Source organism: Natronorubrum sulfidifaciens JCM 14089 (assembly GCF_000337735.1).
Classification (GTDB): Archaea; Halobacteriota; Halobacteria; order Halobacteriales; family Natrialbaceae; genus Natronorubrum; species Natronorubrum sulfidifaciens.
This window is the reverse complement of record NZ_AOHX01000026.1, coordinates 307,903-328,071: the sequence shown is the minus strand read 5'-3', so window position 1 is coordinate 328,071 and position 20,169 is coordinate 307,903. Positions and strand designations below refer to the sequence as shown.

General features: G+C 63.6%; 14 protein-coding genes and 3 pseudogenes. 6 read left to right on the top strand and 11 right to left on the bottom strand.

The annotated features are described in order from the left end of the window. Positions 1-34 precede the first annotated feature (34 nt). From C495_RS04780 to C495_RS04770, 3 genes are read right to left on the bottom strand one after another with little or no spacing between them, the layout of a single operon-like run. Positions 35-3,679: a UvrD-helicase domain-containing protein gene (locus tag C495_RS04780; RefSeq protein WP_008160530.1), complete on the bottom strand. Its 3,645-nt coding sequence runs from the start codon at positions 3,677-3,679 to the stop codon at positions 35-37. Then, a complete protein-coding gene (locus C495_RS04775; RefSeq protein WP_008160529.1) occupies positions 3,672-4,715 on the bottom strand; it encodes a PD-(D/E)XK nuclease family protein in 1,044 nt (347 codons plus the stop codon). Before C495_RS04775 ends, C495_RS04780 begins: the two co-directional genes overlap by 8 nt. Continuing rightward, positions 4,708-6,942 (bottom strand): hypothetical protein, encoded by a 2,235-nt coding sequence (locus C495_RS04770; RefSeq protein WP_049890144.1) that lies wholly within the window; start codon positions 6,940-6,942, stop codon positions 4,708-4,710. The genes C495_RS04775 and C495_RS04770 overlap by 8 nt, the downstream gene beginning before the upstream one ends. Before the next feature lie 113 nt (positions 6,943-7,055). Between C495_RS04770 and C495_RS04765 the strand changes: the two genes are divergently transcribed. Further along, on the top strand, positions 7,056-7,460 hold the full coding sequence (locus C495_RS04765) for a CBS domain-containing protein (RefSeq protein ID WP_008160528.1): 405 nt from the start codon (positions 7,056-7,058) through the stop codon (positions 7,458-7,460). Positions 7,461-7,468: 8 nt separating this feature from the next. Here C495_RS04765 and C495_RS04760 read toward each other — a convergent pair whose 3' ends face one another. The 4 genes and pseudogenes from C495_RS04760 to C495_RS17215 all read right to left on the bottom strand — a co-directional run bounded on the left by C495_RS04760 (position 7,469) and on the right by C495_RS17215 (position 10,237). Then, a complete protein-coding gene (locus C495_RS04760; protein ID WP_008160527.1) occupies positions 7,469-7,846 on the bottom strand; it encodes a hypothetical protein in 378 nt (125 codons plus the stop codon). Between the two features lie 102 nt (positions 7,847-7,948). Continuing rightward, positions 7,949-8,365, bottom strand: a complete 417-nt coding sequence (locus C495_RS04755; protein WP_008160523.1) for a hypothetical protein — start codon at positions 8,363-8,365, stop codon at positions 7,949-7,951. Positions 8,366-8,753: 388 nt separating this feature from the next. Beyond that, a pseudogene (locus tag C495_RS04750) lies at positions 8,754-10,085 on the bottom strand (RNA-guided endonuclease TnpB family protein). After that, positions 10,082-10,237: a DUF2080 family transposase-associated protein gene (locus C495_RS17215; RefSeq protein ID WP_007540613.1), complete on the bottom strand. Its 156-nt coding sequence runs from the start codon at positions 10,235-10,237 to the stop codon at positions 10,082-10,084. Before C495_RS17215 ends, C495_RS04750 begins: the two are co-directional and overlap by 4 nt. A 53-nt stretch (positions 10,238-10,290) precedes the next feature. Between C495_RS17215 and tnpA the strand changes: the two are divergent. Further along, positions 10,291-10,691: pseudogene (gene tnpA, locus C495_RS17210) on the top strand (IS200/IS605 family transposase). A gap of 101 nt (positions 10,692-10,792) precedes the next feature. Here tnpA and uvrA read toward each other — a convergent pair. Beyond that, a complete protein-coding gene (gene uvrA, locus C495_RS04745; RefSeq protein ID WP_008160510.1) occupies positions 10,793-13,756 on the bottom strand; it encodes an excinuclease ABC subunit UvrA in 2,964 nt (987 codons plus the stop codon). Positions 13,757-13,932: 176 nt separating this feature from the next. On the opposite strand from uvrA, the gene C495_RS04740 reads away from it, so the two are divergent. Beyond that, a complete protein-coding gene (locus tag C495_RS04740; RefSeq protein WP_008160508.1) occupies positions 13,933-14,439 on the top strand; it encodes a hypothetical protein in 507 nt (168 codons plus the stop codon). Positions 14,440-14,541: 102 nt separating this feature from the next. Here C495_RS04740 and C495_RS04735 read toward each other — a convergent pair whose 3' ends face one another. Both C495_RS04735 and C495_RS04730 read right to left on the bottom strand, forming a co-directional pair. Then, on the bottom strand, positions 14,542-15,375 hold the full coding sequence (locus tag C495_RS04735; RefSeq protein WP_008160507.1) for a universal stress protein: 834 nt from the start codon (positions 15,373-15,375) through the stop codon (positions 14,542-14,544). A gap of 63 nt (positions 15,376-15,438) precedes the next feature. Next, a pseudogene (locus tag C495_RS04730) lies at positions 15,439-16,561 on the bottom strand (aminotransferase class V-fold PLP-dependent enzyme). 129 nt (positions 16,562-16,690) lie between these two features. On the opposite strand from C495_RS04730, the gene C495_RS04725 reads away from it, so the two are divergent. From C495_RS04725 to C495_RS04715, 3 genes are all read left to right on the top strand, one after another. Continuing rightward, positions 16,691-17,464, top strand: coding sequence for a hypothetical protein (locus C495_RS04725; protein ID WP_008160504.1), 774 nt, complete (start codon positions 16,691-16,693; stop codon positions 17,462-17,464). 240 nt (positions 17,465-17,704) lie between these two features. Beyond that, the gene (locus tag C495_RS04720; protein WP_008160502.1) at positions 17,705-18,169 is read left to right on the top strand and encodes a cupredoxin domain-containing protein; all 465 of its coding nucleotides are present in this window, start codon (positions 17,705-17,707) and stop codon (positions 18,167-18,169) included. A 2-nt stretch (positions 18,170-18,171) separates the two neighbouring features. Then, positions 18,172-19,635: a sulfite oxidase gene (locus C495_RS04715; protein WP_008160501.1), complete on the top strand. Its 1,464-nt coding sequence runs from the start codon at positions 18,172-18,174 to the stop codon at positions 19,633-19,635. Here C495_RS04715 and C495_RS04710 read toward each other — a convergent pair whose 3' ends face one another. Beyond that, on the bottom strand, positions 19,636-20,169 hold the full coding sequence (locus tag C495_RS04710) for an FKBP-type peptidyl-prolyl cis-trans isomerase (protein ID WP_008160499.1): 534 nt from the start codon (positions 20,167-20,169) through the stop codon (positions 19,636-19,638). It abuts the gene before it with no gap.

The window sequence follows — 20,169 nt, the reverse complement described above, 5'->3', positions numbered from 1 at the left end:
GCGGTGGGATAAGGATGTTCGCTCTCGAGCGCGGTCAGTCGTCGCTCGAGATCGGTAGTTCGGTGTCCTCCTCGGGGCCGCAGCCAAGCGACCGATGCGGACAGTACTGGCAGTGCTCGCCGGGCGTCGTCTCCTCGAGCGACGGATCGTCGACTGCGATAAGCGTCTCGCGGACGGCCGACCACGACGGGAGGTCGTCGGGTTCGATGAGGTCGACGCGCGGCCCGTCGACGTCGCCGACGTAGACGTAGCCGACGACCGAGAGTGGTTCGTCGAAGCGTTGCTCGCAGGCGCGGGCGTACAGCGCTAGCTGGGTGGCGTCGGTGGGGTCGATCCGCTCGGCCGTTGCCTTGTAATCGAGGACGGCGAGGTCGCCGTCGGGTGTCCGTCGGATCGAGTCGATGTAGCCCACGAGGCTGCCGGTGACGCCGTCGATGTCCTCGAGACTGAACGGCAGTTCCGCGGCGACTGGCTCCCAGTCAGCGACCGGGTCGTCGAACGCGGGAGCACTCGCCTCGAAGTAGCGCCTGATGCAGGCGACCACGGCCTCGCGGTGCTCGAGCAGATCACGCGCGGTCAGCTGTCGGATGGCGGCCGTCTGCCACTCTTTTATGGTTCGGTACTCCCGGTAGAACGCTTCCTCGGCGATGTCGTGAAAGAGCGTGCCGACGAGTCGCGAGCCCGTCCCGACACTGGGCATCGACGCCAGCGGATCGTCAGTCGCCCGCACGACGTGCTCGAGGTAATGCTTTCGCGGACAGGTGTCGTACGTTTCCATCGCCGTGTAGCTGTGTCGCATCGCAACCGGCAGCTCGGTTGCGTTCGAGAGCGTCTCGACGGGGAACCGAACCGTCTCGGTCGTCAGCGCAGACGCCCAGCGACTGCTCGGCACCGGTTGCGCCATCCCCTCGAGTTCGCGCTCGAGGCCGCCGAAACTCGCCGCGTCGGCCGCCGGCAGCAACGTTCCCTCGCGAAGCAACCGGCCGAGTCTGTGGACCGTGTCGATCGCCTCGCGCGTCTCGAGGGGTTCGTGCGGGCGGTCGTCGTAGCCGGCGTAGTAGGTGATGGTTCCCGGACTGCGGGCGGCCGACAGCGCGATCTCGTCGGTTCGGTCGACGACGGTTTCGGGATACGTCTCCTGTACGCGATCGAAACTCGCCCGCAGCGACGTCCAGAGGTTCATCCGTTCGCCTGTGACCGACCACTCGATCTCGCTTGCCAGACACGCCTCTGCGGTCGACGCCGCGAGTTCGCCCTCCTCGCCGTCGTAGTCGTACTCGGAGCCGAAGACGAACAGGTGGTTCTCGGCGCGGGTGAGCGCGACGTGCAGTACTCGCCACTCCTCGCCGACCGTCTCGGTCGCGAGGTCGGCACACAGCGGCGACTCGATCCCGTCGTCGAGCGCCGCCGCGAGCAGGCGGTACTGGGCGCGCTCGGCGTAATCGCGCTCGACACACCACTCCTCGTCGGAGAGGTAGGGGACGAGGACGGTGTCGAACTCGAGGCCTTTAGCCTGGTGGACCGTCATCACGTCGACCGAATCGGTCGACTGCGTGCCCCGCGTCCGGTCGGTGCCGGTCCCCTCGAGCGTTCCCTCCAGTGCGTCGACAAACCGTGGCGTCAGCGTCTCGATCACCGAGTCGGCGGTATACGCCTCGACGAAGCGCTCGACGCGCTCGAGTTCCTCACGCTCCTCGCTCGTCAGGAACCACTCGAGTCGCGTCAGTTCACGGAAGCGGCTGAAAAAGCCGGTCAGTGGATAGACGTCACGGAGCGTTTCGAGTGCCTCGAGGTGGTCGCGCGCTCGCTCGAGTCGGTCGGGGGACTCGAGGATCGCTGGATCGATCCTCATCACGGCATCGTACAGCGTCCCCTCCCGTCGCTGGAGCGTCGCGAGATCAGCTTCGGCGAGTCGGTACCGGTAGAGCAGCACACGCCGGAGGTGGGCGTCGGCATCGGAATCGACGAGCACGCGCAGATACGACAGCAGCGTCCGGACCCCAGGCTGGATCTCGCCGCGTGGCGAGCCCGAAATCTCGTAGGGGATCTGGCGGTCTCGCAGTTCGTCGGCGACCGCCTGTGCGTGGCGGTTCGTCCGCACGATGACCGCGATGTCCTCAAGTGTCCGTTGGGGGACGTTTTCCGCGTCGTCGTTGAGCAGCCTCGAGACGGTCGTCGCGACCTGTTCGGCCGTCGAGCGGTCGATTTCGTCGCTTTCGATTTTGACGACACGATCCGGTGGCTGGCGTTCCGTTCCAGTGCTGTCCTCGTCGTCAGTCGCGTACTCGCCGGGCGTGCGTCCGTCCTCACGCAGCGTTTTCGTCGATTGGGGGCCGTACTCACAGTGATTCGTTAGATCGAGGATCTCCTGTCGCGAGCGGAAGTTGAGCTCGAGTTCGATCGCCTCGTGGTCGTCGTAGGCGTCGGCGAGCCTGTCAAGCCCTTCCCGATCGGTGCCCCGCCAGCCGTAAATCGCTTGATCCTTGTCACCAATAGCCAGCAAGTCGGGCCTGTCGGGACCATCGGTGAGCTCGGTGATGAGCGCGAACTGCGTCTCGTCGGTATCCTGAAACTCGTCGCAGTAGACGTCGGTCCACTGGCTCGTGATCTCGTCGGCGATCGCGGGATCGTCGAGCAGTTCCGTCGCCGTTCGCACCAGTTCGTCGAAATCGAGCGTCCGCTCGTGCTCGAGGTGGTCGTGATAGTCGGCGTACACGTCAGTGTAGTGGCGTGCAAGACGCAGGAACTCGATGTAGTGTTTCAGCCGCCCGAACGGGCTCTGTTCGATCCGATTCGTCGCTGTCCGCCAGATCTCGTTGCCGAACAGGGCACGTGGCAGCTGCTTGGTCGTCGGATCCTCGAGATCGAGCACGTCGATCGTGTTCGTCACACAGCCCTGGAGCACCCGGAGATAGCGCTCGACGTCGCGGACGACGTCGTCTTCGCGGAACGTCGCCGGCGCTTCGGCGATCTGCTCGCGACAGAACTCGAGGAGCTTGCCGTAGCCGACCAGTGACTCGGTGGTCGCCTCGAGGTGGTCGTCGCTGTTGAAGTAGCGCAGCGCCTCGTTGTCGAAGGAAAGGTCGGCGCTCGCTCGGCGCTCGAGCCGGAGGACGAACTCGTTACAGAGCTCGAGGGTGCGGACAGCTGGCAGCTGTGTCTGTAGCTCGTCGGGGGTGATGTCTTCCTGGCTCATCGACTGGATGAACCGGTCGACGTCGGCGGCGAACTCCTCGGGTGTGCCGTCGCCACGCACTGATGCGGCCGCGAAGTCGTAGTCGTTTTCGGCGAGCAGCCGGCCGACGATCCGCCGGCGTGTGCGTTCTGTGATCACGTCGAACTCGGGCGAGTAGCCGAGGTAGTAGGCGTACTCCCGGACCAGCCGGTAACAAAACGAGTGATAGGTGTAGACGTCGATCGCCGCGGCGGCCTCAGGGTCGAGGCGCTCGGCGACCGCATCACGGATGCTGCCGGCGGCTTCGTTTGCGAACGTCAACACCAGAATGTCGTCGGGATCGACGTCGCCGCGTTCGATCGCGTGCTCGATCCGCATGAGCATCGTCGTCGTCTTCCCGGTTCCCGCGCCGGCGTCGACGGAGGTACAGGCTGCCCGGCTGTCGATGACGGCCTGTTGGTTCCCTTTCGGCTCGTCGACGGCCTGCGCTCGGTGTTCACCCATCGAACCGCACCTCCTGGGCGATGTACTCCTGACAGCAGACCGTGTACGAACAGTCCGGACAGGCGTGGTTCGAAATCGAATCCCAGCGGTCGGTCGGATCGAACGCGCCTGTGGCCAGGCGGCCGGCGACAGTCGCCAGCCGATCGTCGACGGTTCGATTGCGGTGTTCGTGTGTCATGCCAAACGTGTGGTGGTCGATGTAGACGTCGGTCAGATCTGCGACCTCGAGGCTCGTCTGGACGGTTTTGCGAGCCCAGTTGACCGCCGTCTGCGAGCGGTCAGCGAGCGGAATCCGGACGTACCGGCAGGTTCGGTCCTCGAGGCCCAACCGCCGGCAGTGGTTGCGAAGCCCGTCGATGACGACGGCGGTTTCGAACAGTGCGCCGACGAACGTCGGCTCGAAGACGTCCGCGTCGGGGTCGAAGTGGTCGGTAAACTGTTCGGCGACGGCCCCCTCCCACTCCGATCGGTAGCGCAGCAGGCCGAGCGATCTGAGCGTCGGGACGAACTGGACGCCGACGATCGCGGAGCCATCGGCGTAGACGTAGTCGACGCTCGCGTCGATCGACACCGTCGTTTCGTCCGTTTCTGGAACCGATACCGTACTCGAGAGCGAAAGCCCCGGCCCGATCACGGCTCCCTCGGTCGCCTCCGACGCCAGTCGTTCGATCCCGGCCGCGTGGTCGACGCCGACGCGGTCGACGTACGCTGTCGCGGTCGCCTCGAGCACTCGCCGTTCGTGGCGTCGCTGGGCCAGCGAGTGAAACGGCTCGTCGTGGCCGTCCCACAGCGTCTCGAGTCGCGTTTTGATGGCGTCTTCGAGGGCCTCACGGTCGGGATCGCCACGTCGAAGCCCGTCACAGATCGCCGTCCGCAAGAGAGCAACGCGGTCGTCGATTGTGGTGTCGTCGTCGCTGCCAGCGAGGCCGTGGTCGTGGGCGAACTCGTACCGGCGCGGACAGTGGAGATACGTCTCGAGGCCGTCGACCGTCAGTTCCATCGCGTCGGCCTTGCCGTCGCGGGCGTGCTCACTCATTGCGAATCACTTCTCCTGCAGCGAACTCGAACTGCGATCGCACTGCTTCGGCGAGGTCGTCGTCGATGTCGCCCGCCTCGAGGACGACCGCGATCTCCTCGAACAGCTCCTCGGTCGTTCCGAGGTCGGCCTCGCCGCCCGTACTCGCCTCCCGGAGGATTCGCTCGAGTTCGCCGTGGGGCTGGGCGAGCAGCGCCTCGAGGGCGTTTGTCTCGCCGTGGATCGCCGCCGTCGGCTCGTCGTCGACGCTCGTCAGCTCAAGGCCGGGCGTCGAGTCGAGCAGGTGCAGGTAACGCGACTCGTCGTACGTTCGACGCAGGCCGCCAGCGCCGCGTTCGTACGAACAGCAGTAGAGCTGCGTGCGGGCGGCTCGAGAGGCGAGGGCGAGCCGTCGCCGAGAGCGCTGGGCGTGGTACGTTTCGAAGGGGTCGCCGACGTCCTCGGGCGCGACGGTGGAAAACGTCGCCGTCAGCTCCGCTCTGGTAGGATCGGTGACGGCCGGATACGTTGGCATCTCGCGCAGCCACGCCGTCGGGAACAGCTGGGTGAGAAACTGCTCGCCGGGGTAGCTGTCGTCGGTCAGATCAAGCACGAAGACGGCCTCTCGCGAATCGTATTTCAGGTCGTCGACGGCACAGACCGTGACGCCGCCGGTTGGCGGTTGTGTGTCGACGGCGTGGACGTAGGGGGCGTCGTACTGGATCGTTCGTCGGAGCATCCGTCGCAGCCCCTGCCAGTCCGGCCCGACGAGATCCGTCTCCTCGACGAACCGGGCGATCTCGAGCACCCGACGGACGCCTTCGTACTGTTCGCGTGCGTCGACCCACGCCTCGTCGCGGGCGATGCGGCCTTTCAGATCCGTCCGGTGGAGCCACCGCTCGAGCGATCGGGAGACGCTCGAGCCGGCACACGACTCGAGTAGGTCGGGCGAGAACTCTTCGACGCGAGCCTGCAGTCGATCGAGCGAGACGTCGAGCGGATCGCCCGCGTCTCGATCGGACGTGGTTGTGTCGAACAGGTCGCGTCGCCCGGAGCCACGCTCGAGGGCACACTGCAGCGTCACGAACGCGTACAGTTCGTTGACGGCAGGATCCTCCGCAAGCGAGGGGGTGCCGATCGTCGCCGTTGGGATCCCGGCCTCGCGAAGCTGGGCTCTGGTTTCGGGCACGCGTTCGATCCGTGGCACTGCGACGGCGACGTCGTCGTACGTCCAGTCGTGGCGACCTCGGAGGGCCTGGATCTCGGTGGCGACGCGTTTGACCTGTCCACGTGCGGTTCGAGCGCGGATTCGGCGTGCCCGACTCGGTGCCTGCTCGGTGGCTTCATCCGCTCCCGCTGCCGACGGTGATCTTCCCGTCGCCAGAAACCGCGTTATCTCCCGGTGTGGCGGCTCGCTGTTCTCGCCGTCTTCGGGCCCTGTCTCGAGCACCTCCACCGCGAGGCCGTCGCCGACGTGGTCCTCGATGCGGCCGGATTCGACACGCGTGCGCTCGACGCTGGCATGGCGCTCGCCCAGACAAACGAGTTCCGCATCGTGGGTGAGCGCCCCGAGATAGCGCCGGTCGAGCCGCCGAAACTCTTCGAATTCGACGGCGAGAACGGCATCGACCGAGTCGGTGACTCTGGTTTGTAGCCCGTCAGCGTCCGCCTCGAGCACGTCGACGGTCCGCGGGATCACGTCTGCCCGCTCGACGTAGCCTCGAGCCTCGAGTTCGGCGTGGAACCGATCGTTCATCGCGTAGAGAAAGGCCAGACAGTCGTGTGGCTCGGCCTCGAACTCATCGCGGCGAAGCCGTTGGCGGGTCGCCTCGAGCAGCAGTTGCCCGACGTCGCGGGCGAAGCTCTCGTGGCTCGCCGCGCGCTCGAGATACTCCGGCACGTCGCGGCTGGCGCCGTCGATCACCAGCGAGATGAGCTCGATCCGCTCTTCGTACTCGAGGCGATCCAGCGTCGGATCGTACTCTTCGAGCACTTTCGAGGCGTGTTCGGGCAACGACTCGACACGTGGCGAGCGCGGGGTGCCGCTGGTCGCGTCGACTCCGGAAAGGGCGCCGGTCAGTGACTCGAGACCCGTCGGGTGTCGTTTCAAGACGAGGACGTTCCGAGGGCCGTACTCGTCGGCGAGGGCGGCGTATTCGGACGCGATCCGCTCGAAAAGGGCATCGCTGGGCGCAGGCTCGGAAAGGAGTTTGCAGGTGCCCTCGAGCGGGGCTGGAGGAGACGCCATCAGTTGATCTGTCCCTCAGTATGGCCGAGTTGGTATTTAAACCTGCGGCGGCTGTCGGCTCGAGCCCCTGCCGCATTGACAATCCTTATCACGTATACGTCGAACAACTAGTTATGGACGATATTTTCGTTGCGCGAATCATGTCTTCGTCGGTACATACGGTCTCACCGGACACGCTCGTCGAGGACGCCGGGAAGCTGATGCTCGAGGAGGACATCGGCTCGGTGATGGTCGTCGACGAGGACAACCAACTTGCGGGCATTCTGACGACGACGGACTTCGTTCAGATCGTCGCCGAACGCAAGCCCAAAGATCAGACGCCGGTCTCGACGTACATGACTCGGGACGTGATCACGGTCACCGCACAGGACGATATCCGTGACGCTGCGGACGTGATGGTCGAACACGGCTTCCACCACACGCCCGTCGTCGACGAGGACGAGGGCGTCATCGGAATGCTCACGACCTCTGATCTGACGTCGTACCTCTCGCGTGCGGAGACGCCGAGTCCGGAGTAAGACGCTGCTTAGCGCTCGTCTTCCTGCGTAGGTTCTGCTGCTTCGTCGGCTTCGGTCATCCAGCGAACGGTCTCGTCGAGGTGATCCCGAAGCGCCCGCGCTTCTGCCGGCGTCAGCGTCACATCTGCGTGCCCCGTCCCGTGATCGCCAGCCATCGCGTCGATACTCACCACGAGCCGATGGCTTCCGTCGTCTTCGGGTCGAACTGAGACGTCCGCTCGGTCGGGGTAGTCCCGCGGTGGCCCGAACTCGAGGTCAGTCTCGCCGCGGGTGACACCCACCTCGACGCGTTCCGGGTGCTCGAGATCGAACGAGTCCGTCGGGTCCTCCGCAATCCGTGTCGGCGTCGACGCCTCGGACTGCTCGTGATTGGTGTCCTCTTGCATAGGAACCACTTGGTCCGCATTCGCCTTGGCTGTATGGCCGACCACGGACCGATGACAGTCTCGTGCGGACGCCTGTCCGTCAGCTTCAGGACAGGATCCGTCTCAGTCGACAGCGAACGTTTCAGCTCCGAGCAACGCGCCGCCGACCCAGCACTCGCGGGCGAACCACGCGAAGTAGCCCACGACGAGGGCGGTGATGGCGATCTCGAGCGTTCCGAGCCCGGTGATGCCGTCGCCCTCGAGCAGTCCCACGGCGCTGATGGTGGCCCAGCCGACGGCGAGCAACGCGATCGCGACGGCGGCCACACGGGGCCACTCGAGGGTCACCGACCCGACCGAGACGCGCTCTCGTGTGCCGGCGGCGACCATCGAGCCGCCGACGACGACGAGCCACGCCACCAGCGCGACCGTGGCCGCATTCGTCGGCGTTCCGAGAACGAGGAAGCTAGCCGCCAGCAGGAGTGTGCCGAAGCCACCACCGGTGAGTCCGTGGCGAACGACCCGTTTTCGGCTGTTCATTGGGCTGTGTTTTGCGACCAGCCGCCGTTAACGGTTCGGATCGCTCCCCGAACGGTCGATCAGCATCCGCCTCGAGGCGTGACTCGACTCGCAACCGACGCCACGTCCGCCGTCTCGAGCGGCGGATGTCCAGTGTAGCCCGCGACGTTATCAGCGATCGGACGTAAGAGAGCGTCTATGGGTGAAAAAGCCACACAAACCGTGACCATGTTCATGGGGCTCGGCATCTTCATCTGGTACGTTTCACTGGGCGTCACGGCGAATCCGGTCGTTCGGTTGGCAATCCTCATCGGAGTGGGGGTGGTCGTGCCACTGCTCATCAACGAGCCGAGAACGAAACCGCAGCCTGTGAACCGCCTCGGGGTCAAGCCCCGAGGCTTCCCGTGGGTTAGTCGGACACTCCCATCCGACCATCGGCCTGATAGCCTCGAACGGTCGGGTGGGTCACGGTCGGGGCGTCCACGGCCCCCGATGCCTGCCGTCGTCGTCCGAAAATCGAAGATTTTCGTGATCACGAGAGACTCCGTCTCTCGGTCGACACCTTCCGAACAACTGGAAGGCTGTTGAGAGCAGGCACATTCCAATCTTGATGCTTCTTGATGCCTTTCACGGCGATATTGACGCTTGCACCACGGTCGCTGTGGTCTTGATGGGAACACGACCGACACTTGAACCGCTTCTTGTTGCGGTTCGCTCGCTCCGTATGTCCGCACATCGGACACCTCTGACTGGTGTACTCGGGGTTAATCCACGCGGTCGGAACTCCGTCGAACGATGCCTTGTAGGACGTATAGAACTGGAGGGCACGGAACGGGAGGTGGTGCAAGCGTCGGTTCATCCGCGTGCCGTAGTCGATACTGTCGTGCATCTCTTTGAGGTCTTCAAAGACGATGCACGGCTTCTCAAACTGCTGACTCCACTCCACGATGTGACGGCTCACTTTGTGGAGTCGGTCACGGACGAACCGTTCCTCACGCCCTTCCAACGTGTCGTGGATGCTGTCCTTCCTCGCGTTCTGCACGCGCTTTCGCATCGTGAAGTAGCGGTGGCGCTCGAACTTGATTTCGGGGAAGTCGATAACGAGCGTGCCTTCGACGCCATCCTCGGAGAGTGCGGTGAGGGACACGTTGTCCTCGTTCACGTCCACACCGATAACCGTCCGTGAGTCCTGCTTGTCTCGAACAGTCTGCTCGGTGTTAGTGACGTTGACGTGCAACTCGGCGCTCCCGCCGTGGAACAGGGCTTCCGCCGTCCCGATCTTCCACTCATCACTTTCGAGTGCGGTCTTGAGAATGTCGAGGTGGGCGTTACTTCCTTTGAGGACACCCTTGACGTGATTGTACGGTTTCGCGCTGATTCGGAACGCCACGTCACCGTCGTCGGTGAGAGACAGGTTGTACCCTTCCTCGTAATTGGCTCGAAGCGGGTACGGGCCGTCCTTGGTGTGACTCGGTTGGCCGAAGTCGTCGTACTCGTAGTAGTTCTCCATCGCTCCGAGTGCCTTGGCGACGACACGCTGTGTCGTGTTCTTCACGAGGTTGGCGTCGTCGGCCACGTGGTCGGGAATCGCATTCCAATCCACGCCTTGCTTGGCGAGGCGGATGGTTTCGTTGTACACCGAGCGGGCTTCGAGGGTGGCGTCGTACAACAGGCTCTCGTTGTCACTCTGGATGTCGAGTTGGAAGTCCAGCGTCTTGACGAGAGCCTGTTCGTCGGTCATTCTTCGTCTTGTTCGGTGGGTTCTGAGGTTCGGACGACCTTCACGTCAGCTCCCCGCCAGCGTTTGGGGACGGTGACGTGGGCGCTGTTCCCGAACGGCTTGACCTCGCCGTCGAGAACTTCCTCGCCGTCGATTTCAAAGCGATTCGCCATATCTATGTATATCCTTTGGATATACTTAACTGTATCGGTGGAGTGGGTTCGACATGGGCGAGAAGCGGTCGAACCACACGGTGTACAACGTCAACTACCACTTCGTGTGGTGTCCGAAGTACTGCCACGCCATCCCCTAACCAATCGAGGAGTCGCTGGAAGCGAGTTTCCGCGACGTGTGCGACGAGTACAGCTACGAGATACTGTCGTCGTCCGAAAATCGGAGATTTTCGGGATCACGAGAGACGAAGTTTCTCGAACGACACGCTCCGAGTGAGATTGTGCGAACGGTCAAGAGCATCACGGCACGGGATATGTGGGAACAACATGAGTCGTTCTTGGAGGAGTACCTGTGGGTGGTGGGTTTTGGGAGGAATCGTACTACGTGGGCACGGCAGGCAATGTTTCAACCGACACGATTGAGCAGTATATCGAGCGAACGGAACACGTTTAGCGTGGCTTACGGCCTTCACCCTCGGGGTCAAGCCCCGAGGCACTCGGCCTGCTCCGCCTGTAGACGATCCGCAGTGAACCGACGGCCGTGCCGGGGACCGCTTAATCGTCGTCCATCGGTGCCGTCACGGGCTCGACGCGTTCGCCGCGTGGCCCCTCGAGATCCACGTTCGGCAACAGGTCGCGCAGATACCGGCCTGTGTGGGAGTCCTCGAGGCGGGCGACCTCTTCGGGCGTGCCGGTGGCGACGATCTCGCCGCCGTGCTCGCCACCCTCGGGGCCGAGGTCGATGACGTGGTCGGCGTTTTTCACGAGGTCGAGTTCGTGTTCGATGACGACGATGGTGTTGCCGTTGTCGGTCAACCGGTGGAGGACGTCGATCAGCTTGCGCTCGTCCTCGCTGTGCAGACCCGTCGTCGGCTCGTCGAGCAGGTAGAGCGTCTCACCGGAGTCCTTCTTTCCGAGTTCCTCGGCGAGTTTGACCCGCTGGGCCTCCCCACCGGACAGCGTCGTCGAGGGCTGGCCGAGCGTCATGTAGCCCAGTCCGACGTCCTTCAGGAGTTGGAGGCGGCGGCGGATCTGGCTCGAGGACTCGAAGAACTCGTATGCCTCCTCGACTTCCATCTCGAGGACATCGGCGATGGTCTTGCCCTTGTAGGTAACGTCGAGCGTGGCGTCGTTGTAGCGTGCGCCGTCACACTCCTCACAGGGGACGTACACGTCCGAAAGGAAGTTCATCTCGATTTTGACCGTTCCTTGCCCGCCACACTCCTCACAGCGGCCGCCTTTGACGTTAAAGGAGAACCGCCCCTTTTCGTAGCCGCGCTGTTTCGCGAGTTTGGTCGACGCGAACAGCTCCCGTATGTAGTCGAAGACGTTCGTGTACGTCGCCGGGTTCGACCGTGGCGTGCGGCCGATCGGTGACTGGTCGATCAGGCGGACGGTTTCGATCTCCTCGAGTCCCTCGAGGGCGTCGTGGTCGCCCGGAATGACGCTCGTGTTGTCGTTCATCTCGCGGGCGAGACCTTTGTAGAGCACCTCGTGCATCAGCGTCGATTTCCCGGAGCCAGAGACGCCCGTGATCGCGGTGAAGTTGCCAAGCGGGATGTCGACGTCGACGTCGTCCAGATTGTGCTGGCGCGCCCCGCGGATCGTCAGCGCCCCGTCGGGATCGCGGCGCTCGTCGGGCACGGGAATCTGCCGGCGGCCGGAGAGATAGTCGCCGGTGATGGAGTCCTCGCAGGCTTTGATCTCCTCGACGGAGCCGTTGACGACGACGTCGCCGCCGCGTTTGCCCGGCCCGGGCCCCATGTCGATGACGTTGTCGGCCTGTCGCATCGTCTCCTCGTCGTGTTCGACGACGATCAGGGTGTTGCCGAGATCACGCAGTTCCGCCAGCGTGTCGAGCAGCCGGTCGTTGTCTCGCTGGTGAAGCCCGATCGAGGGCTCGTCGAGCACGTAGAGCACGCCGACGAGGCCGGAGCCGATCTGTGTCGCCAGCCGAATGCGCTGGCTCTCGCCGCCCGACAGGGTGGAGGCCTCTCGGTCGAGCGTGAGATACTCGAGGCCGACCTCACACATGAAGCCGAGTCGTGAGCGAATCTCCTTTAAGATCTCCTCGGCGATCACCTTCTCGCGCTCGGTGAGGTCGGCTTCCATCGACTCGAAGTGCGCTAAGGCGTCGCCGATGCTCATCGCGTTGATCGCCGTGATCGAGGTGTCATCGACGAGCACGGCTCGGCTCGCGGGCTTCAGCCGAGTTCCGTCACAGGCCGGACACTCCGTGACCGACATGTAGTCCTCGATGTGGTCGCGCGTCGAGTCGGAGTCGGTCTCGAGGTAGCGTCGCTCTAAGTTCGGAATCACGCCCTCGAAGCGCTTTTGCTTGCGCCGGGTGCCGTTTTTCGTCTGTCGTTTGAAGACGACTTCGTCGTCCGTGCCGTAGAGAAACGCCTGCCGGATGTCCGGGTCGATCTCCTCGAACGGTGTCGACAGCGGGATGTCGAAATGCGCTGCGACGGCATCCAGCCGGGTCTGGTAGTACGACCGGTTGTAGCTCCAGGGTTCGAAGACGTGTTTGAGCGGCTTGGACGCGTCCTGAATGACGAGGCTCTCGTCGACTTCCTTGGTCTCGCCTAACCCTTCACACTCGGGGCAGGCCCCGTGGGGCGAGTTAAACGAAAACGAACGCGTCTCGATCTCGGGGACGTCGATCCCACAGTGGGTACACGCCAGATCCTTCGAAAACTCGACGACGAAGCGGTCGTCATCAGCAGACTCATCGCCCAGCGCGCCCGTCTGGCGGGCTTCCTCGCCAAGATCCGCGGCGACCGCTTCGGAGGCCTCGGGGAGGATCACCTTCAAGACGCCCTCGGCCTCCTCGAGGGCCGTCTCGACGCTGTCGATGATCCGCGGGCGGTCCTCTGCGCTGACTTTCACGCGGTCGACGATGACATCGACCGTGTGATCGAAGTTCTCGTCTAAGTCCGGTTTCTCGAGCGTGAGATCGTGTTCCTCGCCGTCGACTTCGACGCGGGCGTACCCCTCCGAAACCAGTTCGTCGAACAGGTCCTCGAACGCCCCTTTCTGGTCGCGGACGACGGGGGCGGCGAGTTTGGCTTTGGTTCCCTCGGGGAGCTCGAGGATGCGTTCGACCATGTTCTGAGCCGACTGTTCGCCGACCTCGCGGCCACAGTCGGGACAGTGGGGAGTGCCGACGCGGGCGTAGAGGAGTCGGAGATAGTCGTGCAGTTCCGTCACCGTTCCCACGGTCGAGCGAGGGTTGTTCGCAGCGTTTTTCTGATCGATCGAAATCGCGGGTGAGAGCCCTTCGACGGTCTCGACCTGTGGTTTGTCCATCTGCCCGAGGAAGTTCCGGGCGTACGCCGAGAGACTCTCGATGTAGCGGCGCTGGCCTTCGGCGTAGATCGTTTCGAACGCCAGCGAGGACTTGCCGGAACCGGAGAGCCCGGTGACGACGGTAAACGCCTCTCGAGGGATCGTCACGTCCAGATCCTTGAGGTTGTGTTCCTCTGCCCCCCGTACCTCGATGTAGTCTTTGCTCATGGGTTGGTGGTGGCTGGTCGCGACATCGGTTGCGGACTCGCTGCTCGGTTCATTATGGATGCATCAGTGGCCGAACGAACTTAACGAGTCTGAAAGGCAAATAGCACGGTGTGTGCTAACAGCGGTTGACCGACGCGGTCCAAACTGACTTCGGCTGGAAGCCCCAATGGGGAGCTATGAGCGACGACACTGGAGCCGGGCTGTCGGTCGACGAGTTCGTCGACTACTGTCAGACTCAGGCTGGACTCCTCTCCGGACGCGTCGAGACGATGCGTGCCGAAGCCGACGACCTGCTCTCCGAGATCGATACGGAGATGGCTGAACTCCGCGGCCAACTCGAGGCACACACGGAAACAGTCGAGGGCCCCGACAGCCCGTCGACACCGGCTGGACCAGACAGCGGCGATCCCGATATCGACGCCTTCGAAGCCCTCGAGCGGGAGGTCAAAGAGAAACAGCTGCTCGTCGAGGCCAAACAGACGCGGATGGAACTCTTTCAGGAGTTGGCCGCGGGCTACACCGACCTCGCCGCAGAGTTACAGTCGTCGGTCGATGACGCCGACGCGGCGTTAGAACGGGTGGTCCACTTCGAAGCCGACCACGACGCGCCGGCGTACTTCGAGGAGCGACAGACGATGGTCGAAGCGGTCACGGACGCGCAACCGTCGATCGATGGCGAGTAACGCCGTCCACCGGTCATCGGCGTAGAACTCGACGTGATCGTCACGATGGCGGCCGGGGACGTGGACGGCTGCGTCCGCTTGGCATACCGACAGCAGCCCGTCTCACTCCGTCTCGTCGGTATGGACCGTCAACACCGGCGTCGTCGCCGTCCGCAACACACGTTCCGTGACGCTGCCGAGCAAGAGTCGGTCGAGTCCGCGTCGGCCATGTGTCCCCATCACGACGAGGTCGGCGTCGACGTCGTCCGTATAGGTCCGAATCCGTCGGTGCGCCGAGCCGTGTTGGACCGTCCGCTCGGCATCGACACCCAGCTGTTCGGCCCGTTTTACCCCTTCATCGAGGACCGACTCTGCGTACTGTTCGAACTGCTCGAGTCGGATATCGTCGCGCTCGTCTATGCCAACGGGGGCGACGTCGACCACCGAGAGCAGATGAATGGTCGCATCCAGCTCTTTCGCAATCGAAAGCGCCTCATCGAGGGCGGCATCGGCGTGACTGCTGCCGTCGATCGGGACGACGATCGTCTCGAGCGGATACTCTCGCCTGACCTCCGCGGCTCCCCGAACGACGAGGACGGGGACGGGAGCGTCCCGGACGACCGCTTCGGTCACGCTGCCGAGCAGGAGCCGACCGACGCCGCGTCGGCCCCGTGTACCCATGACGATCGCGTCGACGTCGTGGGTCGCGGCGTACTCGAGGATCGCCTCCCGCGGCTCGCCGGTATGGACCTCATCGATGACTGGGCTACCGGTTTCGCCTGCCCACTCGCGCCCGTCCGCGATCGGCTCGTCCGTCTCGTCCGGTCCCGAATCCGGGTCGATCACGTGCAGGATATGGACGGTCAGATTCTCCGCGGCAGCGATCGCGCCGGCGTACTCGAGTGCGGCGTTCGCCGGGCCGCTGCCGTCGGTCGGAACGAGAATGCGTTCGAACATACGATATCGTCACCGCAAGATCACTTACCGCTTCCCCACTGTTCCCAGCGGCCGGGAGGTGTCTCAGGCCATCCGGAGCGCCTCGAGTAGCGTCTCGATCTCCTCGTGGGTGTTGTACGCGTGGACCGACGCCCGAATCGCGTCGGGGCCAGGGAGCGTCCGGACGACGATGTTCTGCTCGGCGAGTCGCTCGACGGTTGCCTCCGGGTCGTCGACGGCGACCGTCACGAGTCCCGACTCGTACGCTCGCGGGCTCAGCAACTGCTCGTCGGGAACGCCGGCTTTCAGCTGCTCGGTGAGCGTCTCGATTCGGTCCGTGATCGACTCGAGGCCGATCTCCTCGAGACAGTCGATCGCCTCGAGCAGGCCAGCGTGGGCCACGGGACTCGCCGTTCCGACCTCGAACCGGCGAGCGCCGGCCTCGTAGCGATACTCATCGGCGTTGGCGTCGACGACGCTCCGGTAGCCGATCGCGGCGGGGACGAGTTCGTGCTCGTCCTCGAGGCCGGCTCGCACGTACAGAAAGCCGGAGCCGAACGGGCCGACCAGCCACTTGTGGCCCGAGCCGACGACGAAGTCGGCTCCCCACTGCCGGACGTCGATCGGGACCTGTCCGGGTGCTTGGACGGCGTCGACGAGCACGAGTGCCCCGGCGTCGTGGGCGATGTCGACGATGTCCGCGACCGGGAGCCGAGTGCCGTGGGTCCAGGTGAGCGAACTCACACAGAACAGCGTTGCCCCATCCGCCGCTGCGTGCACGTCCTCGAGATCGAGTCGTCCGGCTTCGGTCTCGAGGACCCGGACGTCGACGCCGTACTCGCGCTCGAGGCGCTGCCACGGGAGGATGCCCGAGGAGTGCTCGAGGTCGGTCCGGACGACGACATCGGTCTCGTCCCAGTCGATCGCCGTGGCGACGCGGTTGATCCCGTCCGTCGTGCTCTCCGTGAGGGCGATGTCGGTCGGTTCGGCACCGAGCAGCCCGGCGACGGCCGTTCGCGCGTCGTCGTACACGTCGAACGCGGCGGGGTACATCCCCCCCGGTCGTTGGCGACTCGTACTCGTGGGTCTCGAGACACGATTCGGCTGCGTCGACGACACGACGTGGGCTCGGGCCGCCAGCACCCCAGTTTAGGTACGTGCCGGTCTCGAGTGCGGGGATCGTCTCGCGCAGTTCCAGAGGCGTCATTGGCTACCCGTTAGTGGGCCGACGGGTTATACTGTCGGACAGCAGTCAGTGAGCTGTTTGGTTCTGTTCCCGAACGGCGGTAATTTGGTGATAGGTTTTATGGATCCCAGTGTCCAGTCACCCGTACCCATGCGTCTCTTCGCCCCGACGATCACGTTCGATGCGAGCGATCCCGAAACGACGGTCGCGATCGGCCACCTGTTCGCGTACCTCGTGATCGGGATCGCTGCAGTCGTGTTGTTGTATTACACGTTCGTCTACGTCCGTGACATCCTCGCGGCCGATGTCAGCGACGCACAGTGGTATCTTTTCGCCGGGATCGGTGCAGCGATCGTCTACGCGGTCGCCGGTGTCGGGACGCTGTTGCTCGAGGCCGACTGGCTCGCCGTGTTCGTCGAGGGTGCCATGTTGTTTTTCATCCTCTTTTTCGCGCTGGCGATCCGCGCGATGTACCACGCCGAACGGACCGGGAACGGTCGCTCGAGACTGCTCCCCGCGTGGGCTGATTACGCCGTCATCGCCGTCTTCGTCGCCGCGTGGTGGGGAACGTTCCTCGCCGGTGCCGACTGGACGCGTCCGGTCGTCGCGGCTGGCTGGGTGCTCACCTCCGCATGGGCGCTCCTCTATGCCGTTCAGGCCGTCCGTGTCCACGAGGGGACGACGCTCGCCGCGCTCACTCGCCACCTGTTGCCGGCGATCCTCTGTGTCGCCGGGATCGTCTTCGTCGATCTGGTGACGGGCTATCTCGCCGGCTACGGCGCCCTCGCCGACGCGACCTGGATCGTCGGGACGACACTGGTCGCCGCGTTCCTCTTCAACACCGCCGTCGCCATCCGCCAGCAGGGTGGCGAACTCGAGCGACTGTACGACTGGACGACCTGGCGCGAGCAGTCACTCGACTGATCCGGCCCGCCAACTCACTCTTTTATTCCTGCTCGAGGGACACCCGACGAGATCGAGCCGTTTCTCGCTGTCTTTTCGGACTGGGCGAGAGATTCTCCGTCCTGGATATCAGTAATATTCACTGGTATACTAGCCGAATGTGGTTTCAATTACTGCGTTGTACAATATTTTGGGGTTATATACCGGAATATCTGGCTGCTATCTCGGCTACTTTGTGAACTGACACCATAGATCATGTAGATGGCTGAAGAGACACGCAGTCGTCGTGGATATCTGAAATACGCAGGTGCCATCAGTGGGATTGCACTCTCGGGCTGTCTCAACGATGATGCTGACGCGTCGGATGACGACTCCACCGAGAACGACGAGACGGACGACGAACAGTCGGACGAACACGAAGTGATCGCTGGACCGGACGGCGACTGGGAATTCGACCCTGAAGAGCTCACGATCGCGGTGGGAGACACTGTGACGTGGTACTTCGACAGCCCCGGACACAACGTCACGTCGCATCCGGACGCAGACAACGCGTGTGAAAACCCGGAAGGAGCGGAGCCGTTCACCTCCTATGACGGGGACAACCACAACGCGGTCGTAGAGGAGGGGGGCGAATTCGAGCACACGTTCGAAGTCGCGGGGGAGTACGTGTACGTCTGTACACCACACACCCCACAGATGGCTGGAGAAATATACGTCGAAGAGTGATTATGTCATCAGAACACACAACCGACCGAACTCGAGACGAACAGGCCGACCAATCAACGAGAGACGACCGCCGCCGACGGTTTCTCGATCGGCGACGGTTTATGCTGGCAACCGGGACCGCAGCGACCGTCGCGCTTGCTGGCTGTGCCGGTGAGGAAGAGGCCGACGACGACGGCGAGTCGGACGACGACGCCGACGGCGACCCCGAACCCGGTGACCGAGAGTACTTAGAGGAGAAGTTCCCTGGCTTGCTGATCCACTCGGCGGACCCGGAGAACGCGGAAGCCGCCGAACGAGAGACGTACACCGAGTACATCACACCGTCCGAAGAACACTACATCCGAAACCACTATCTGGCCCCACGGATCGACGAAGACGAGTGGGAAATCTCACTCGGCGGACTCGTCGACGAGGAGACGGAACTCACGATGGCAGAACTCCGCGAGGAGTTCTCGACGGAGACAGTCACCCACGTGATGCAGTGTTCCGGTAACGGCCGATCGTACTTCGACCCGGAAATCGGCGGCAACCCGTGGATTTACGGTGCAGTCGGCAACGCCGAGTGGACCGGTGCGCCGCTCAGTGAGGTCTTAGAAGAGTACGGAGCCGACACGAGCGACGGGATGTGGGTTATGTTCGCCGGCGACGACCACCCCGAAGGCGAGCGCGTCTTCGCTCGGTCGATTCCGATGCAGAAGGTCATGGAAGACTGCATCCTCGCCTACGAGATGAACGGCGAGGAGATGACCGCCGAACACGGCCATCCCGTTCGTGTCGTCGTCCCGGGCTGGTACGGCAACAACAACGTCAAATGGCTCTCGGAGATCGAGGTCATGGAACGGATGATGATGGGCGACGACGAAGAACTGTTCTTCGAGGAGTACGAGACCGACGACTACGAGAACTACCTCCACTGGCAGCACAACTCCTACCGCATCCTCGCCGAGGGTCAGGAGTCGATCCGCGTCGAGTCCATCGACGAGTTCGATACGCGAGAACAGATGGATATGGAAGACAGCGGGGAGATGGAGGTTCCGCCGTACATCTACGACCAAACCGTCAAATCGTTGATCGGCTACCCCGGCATCGACGACACCGTTTCGCCACGGGATGAAGACGGCATGATCGAGGTCATCGGCGTCGCTTGGGCTGGTGACGACGAGGTCACGGAGGTCGAAATCTCCGACGACGGTGGCGAGACCTGGGAGAACGCGGAGTTCTTCGGCGAGGACAACGGTCCTTACGCCTGGCGACAGTTCCGCTACATGTGGGACCCCGAAGAGCCCGGCGACTACACGCTCGTCTCTCGAGCCACCGACGAACACGGTCGCTCACAGCCACGGGACATCTCGGACATCGACGACGGCCAGATTACCGTCGAAGACGACAGCTTCCCCTACGAAATGGGCGGCTACTGCCTCAACGCCTACGAACCCCATGGCGTCGATGTGACCGTCGAAGAGTAGTCAGTCCGACTGTCGTTTCCCGTACTTTTTCTCCCACGTTTTCGGGCTGTCGTCGCCCGGCTCGCCGTACACGTCGAGCAGTCTGACCTCGACCTCGAGGCGTTCGCCCGCGAGTTCGTGGTTGAAATCGAGCACGACGCGGTTGTCATCGACGGCCGTTACCCATCCCGTCCGGTTGTCTGCAGTCGTCACGAGGCTGTCTTCTGTGGGCACCTCACCGACCAACTCTTCGACGGCCTCTGTGTCGAGTTCGTGGACGTCATCCTCGTCGTACTCGCCGAAAGCCCGTTCGGGCTCGGCGACTTCGGTTCGTGTCTCACCCGTCTCGAGGTCCGTCACGGCGTCCTCGAGCACCGGTGCAACGCCGCCGTCGCCGACGCGGAACTCGAGTGGTTTGTAGTCTCGATGGTTGTGATAGATGCTTTCGCGCTGTGCGACGTCGACATCCGTCGTATCGACGATCGCTCCCGACTCGGGGCCGTCGACGAGCCGGGCAGTGTAATGGATCACCGCGATCTGCCCTTCTTTTGCCAT

Excerpts from the sequence above, each read along its gene's own strand:
- C495_RS04780 (WP_008160530.1), bottom strand. The coding sequence starts at position 3,679 with ATGGGTGAACACCGAGCGCAGGCCGTCGACGAGCCGAAAGGGAACCAA.
- C495_RS04775 (WP_008160529.1), bottom strand. The coding sequence starts at position 4,715 with ATGAGTGAGCACGCCCGCGACGGCAAGGCCGACGCGATGGAACTGACG.
- C495_RS04770 (WP_049890144.1), bottom strand. The coding sequence starts at position 6,942 with ATGGCGTCTCCTCCAGCCCCGCTCGAGGGCACCTGCAAACTCCTTTCC.
- C495_RS04765 (WP_008160528.1), top strand. The coding sequence starts at position 7,056 with ATGGACGATATTTTCGTTGCGCGAATCATGTCTTCGTCGGTACATACG.
- C495_RS04760 (WP_008160527.1), bottom strand. The coding sequence starts at position 7,846 with ATGCAAGAGGACACCAATCACGAGCAGTCCGAGGCGTCGACGCCGACA.
- C495_RS04755 (WP_008160523.1), bottom strand. The coding sequence starts at position 8,365 with ATGAACAGCCGAAAACGGGTCGTTCGCCACGGACTCACCGGTGGTGGC.
- C495_RS17215 (WP_007540613.1), bottom strand. The coding sequence starts at position 10,237 with ATGGCGAATCGCTTTGAAATCGACGGCGAGGAAGTTCTCGACGGCGAG.
- uvrA (WP_008160510.1), bottom strand. The coding sequence starts at position 13,756 with ATGAGCAAAGACTACATCGAGGTACGGGGGGCAGAGGAACACAACCTC.
- C495_RS04740 (WP_008160508.1), top strand. The coding sequence starts at position 13,933 with ATGAGCGACGACACTGGAGCCGGGCTGTCGGTCGACGAGTTCGTCGAC.
- C495_RS04735 (WP_008160507.1), bottom strand. The coding sequence starts at position 15,375 with ATGTTCGAACGCATTCTCGTTCCGACCGACGGCAGCGGCCCGGCGAAC.
- C495_RS04725 (WP_008160504.1), top strand. The coding sequence starts at position 16,691 with ATGCGTCTCTTCGCCCCGACGATCACGTTCGATGCGAGCGATCCCGAA.
- C495_RS04720 (WP_008160502.1), top strand. The coding sequence starts at position 17,705 with ATGGCTGAAGAGACACGCAGTCGTCGTGGATATCTGAAATACGCAGGT.
- C495_RS04715 (WP_008160501.1), top strand. The coding sequence starts at position 18,172 with ATGTCATCAGAACACACAACCGACCGAACTCGAGACGAACAGGCCGAC.
- C495_RS04710 (WP_008160499.1), bottom strand. The coding sequence starts at position 20,169 with ATGGCAAAAGAAGGGCAGATCGCGGTGATCCATTACACTGCCCGGCTC.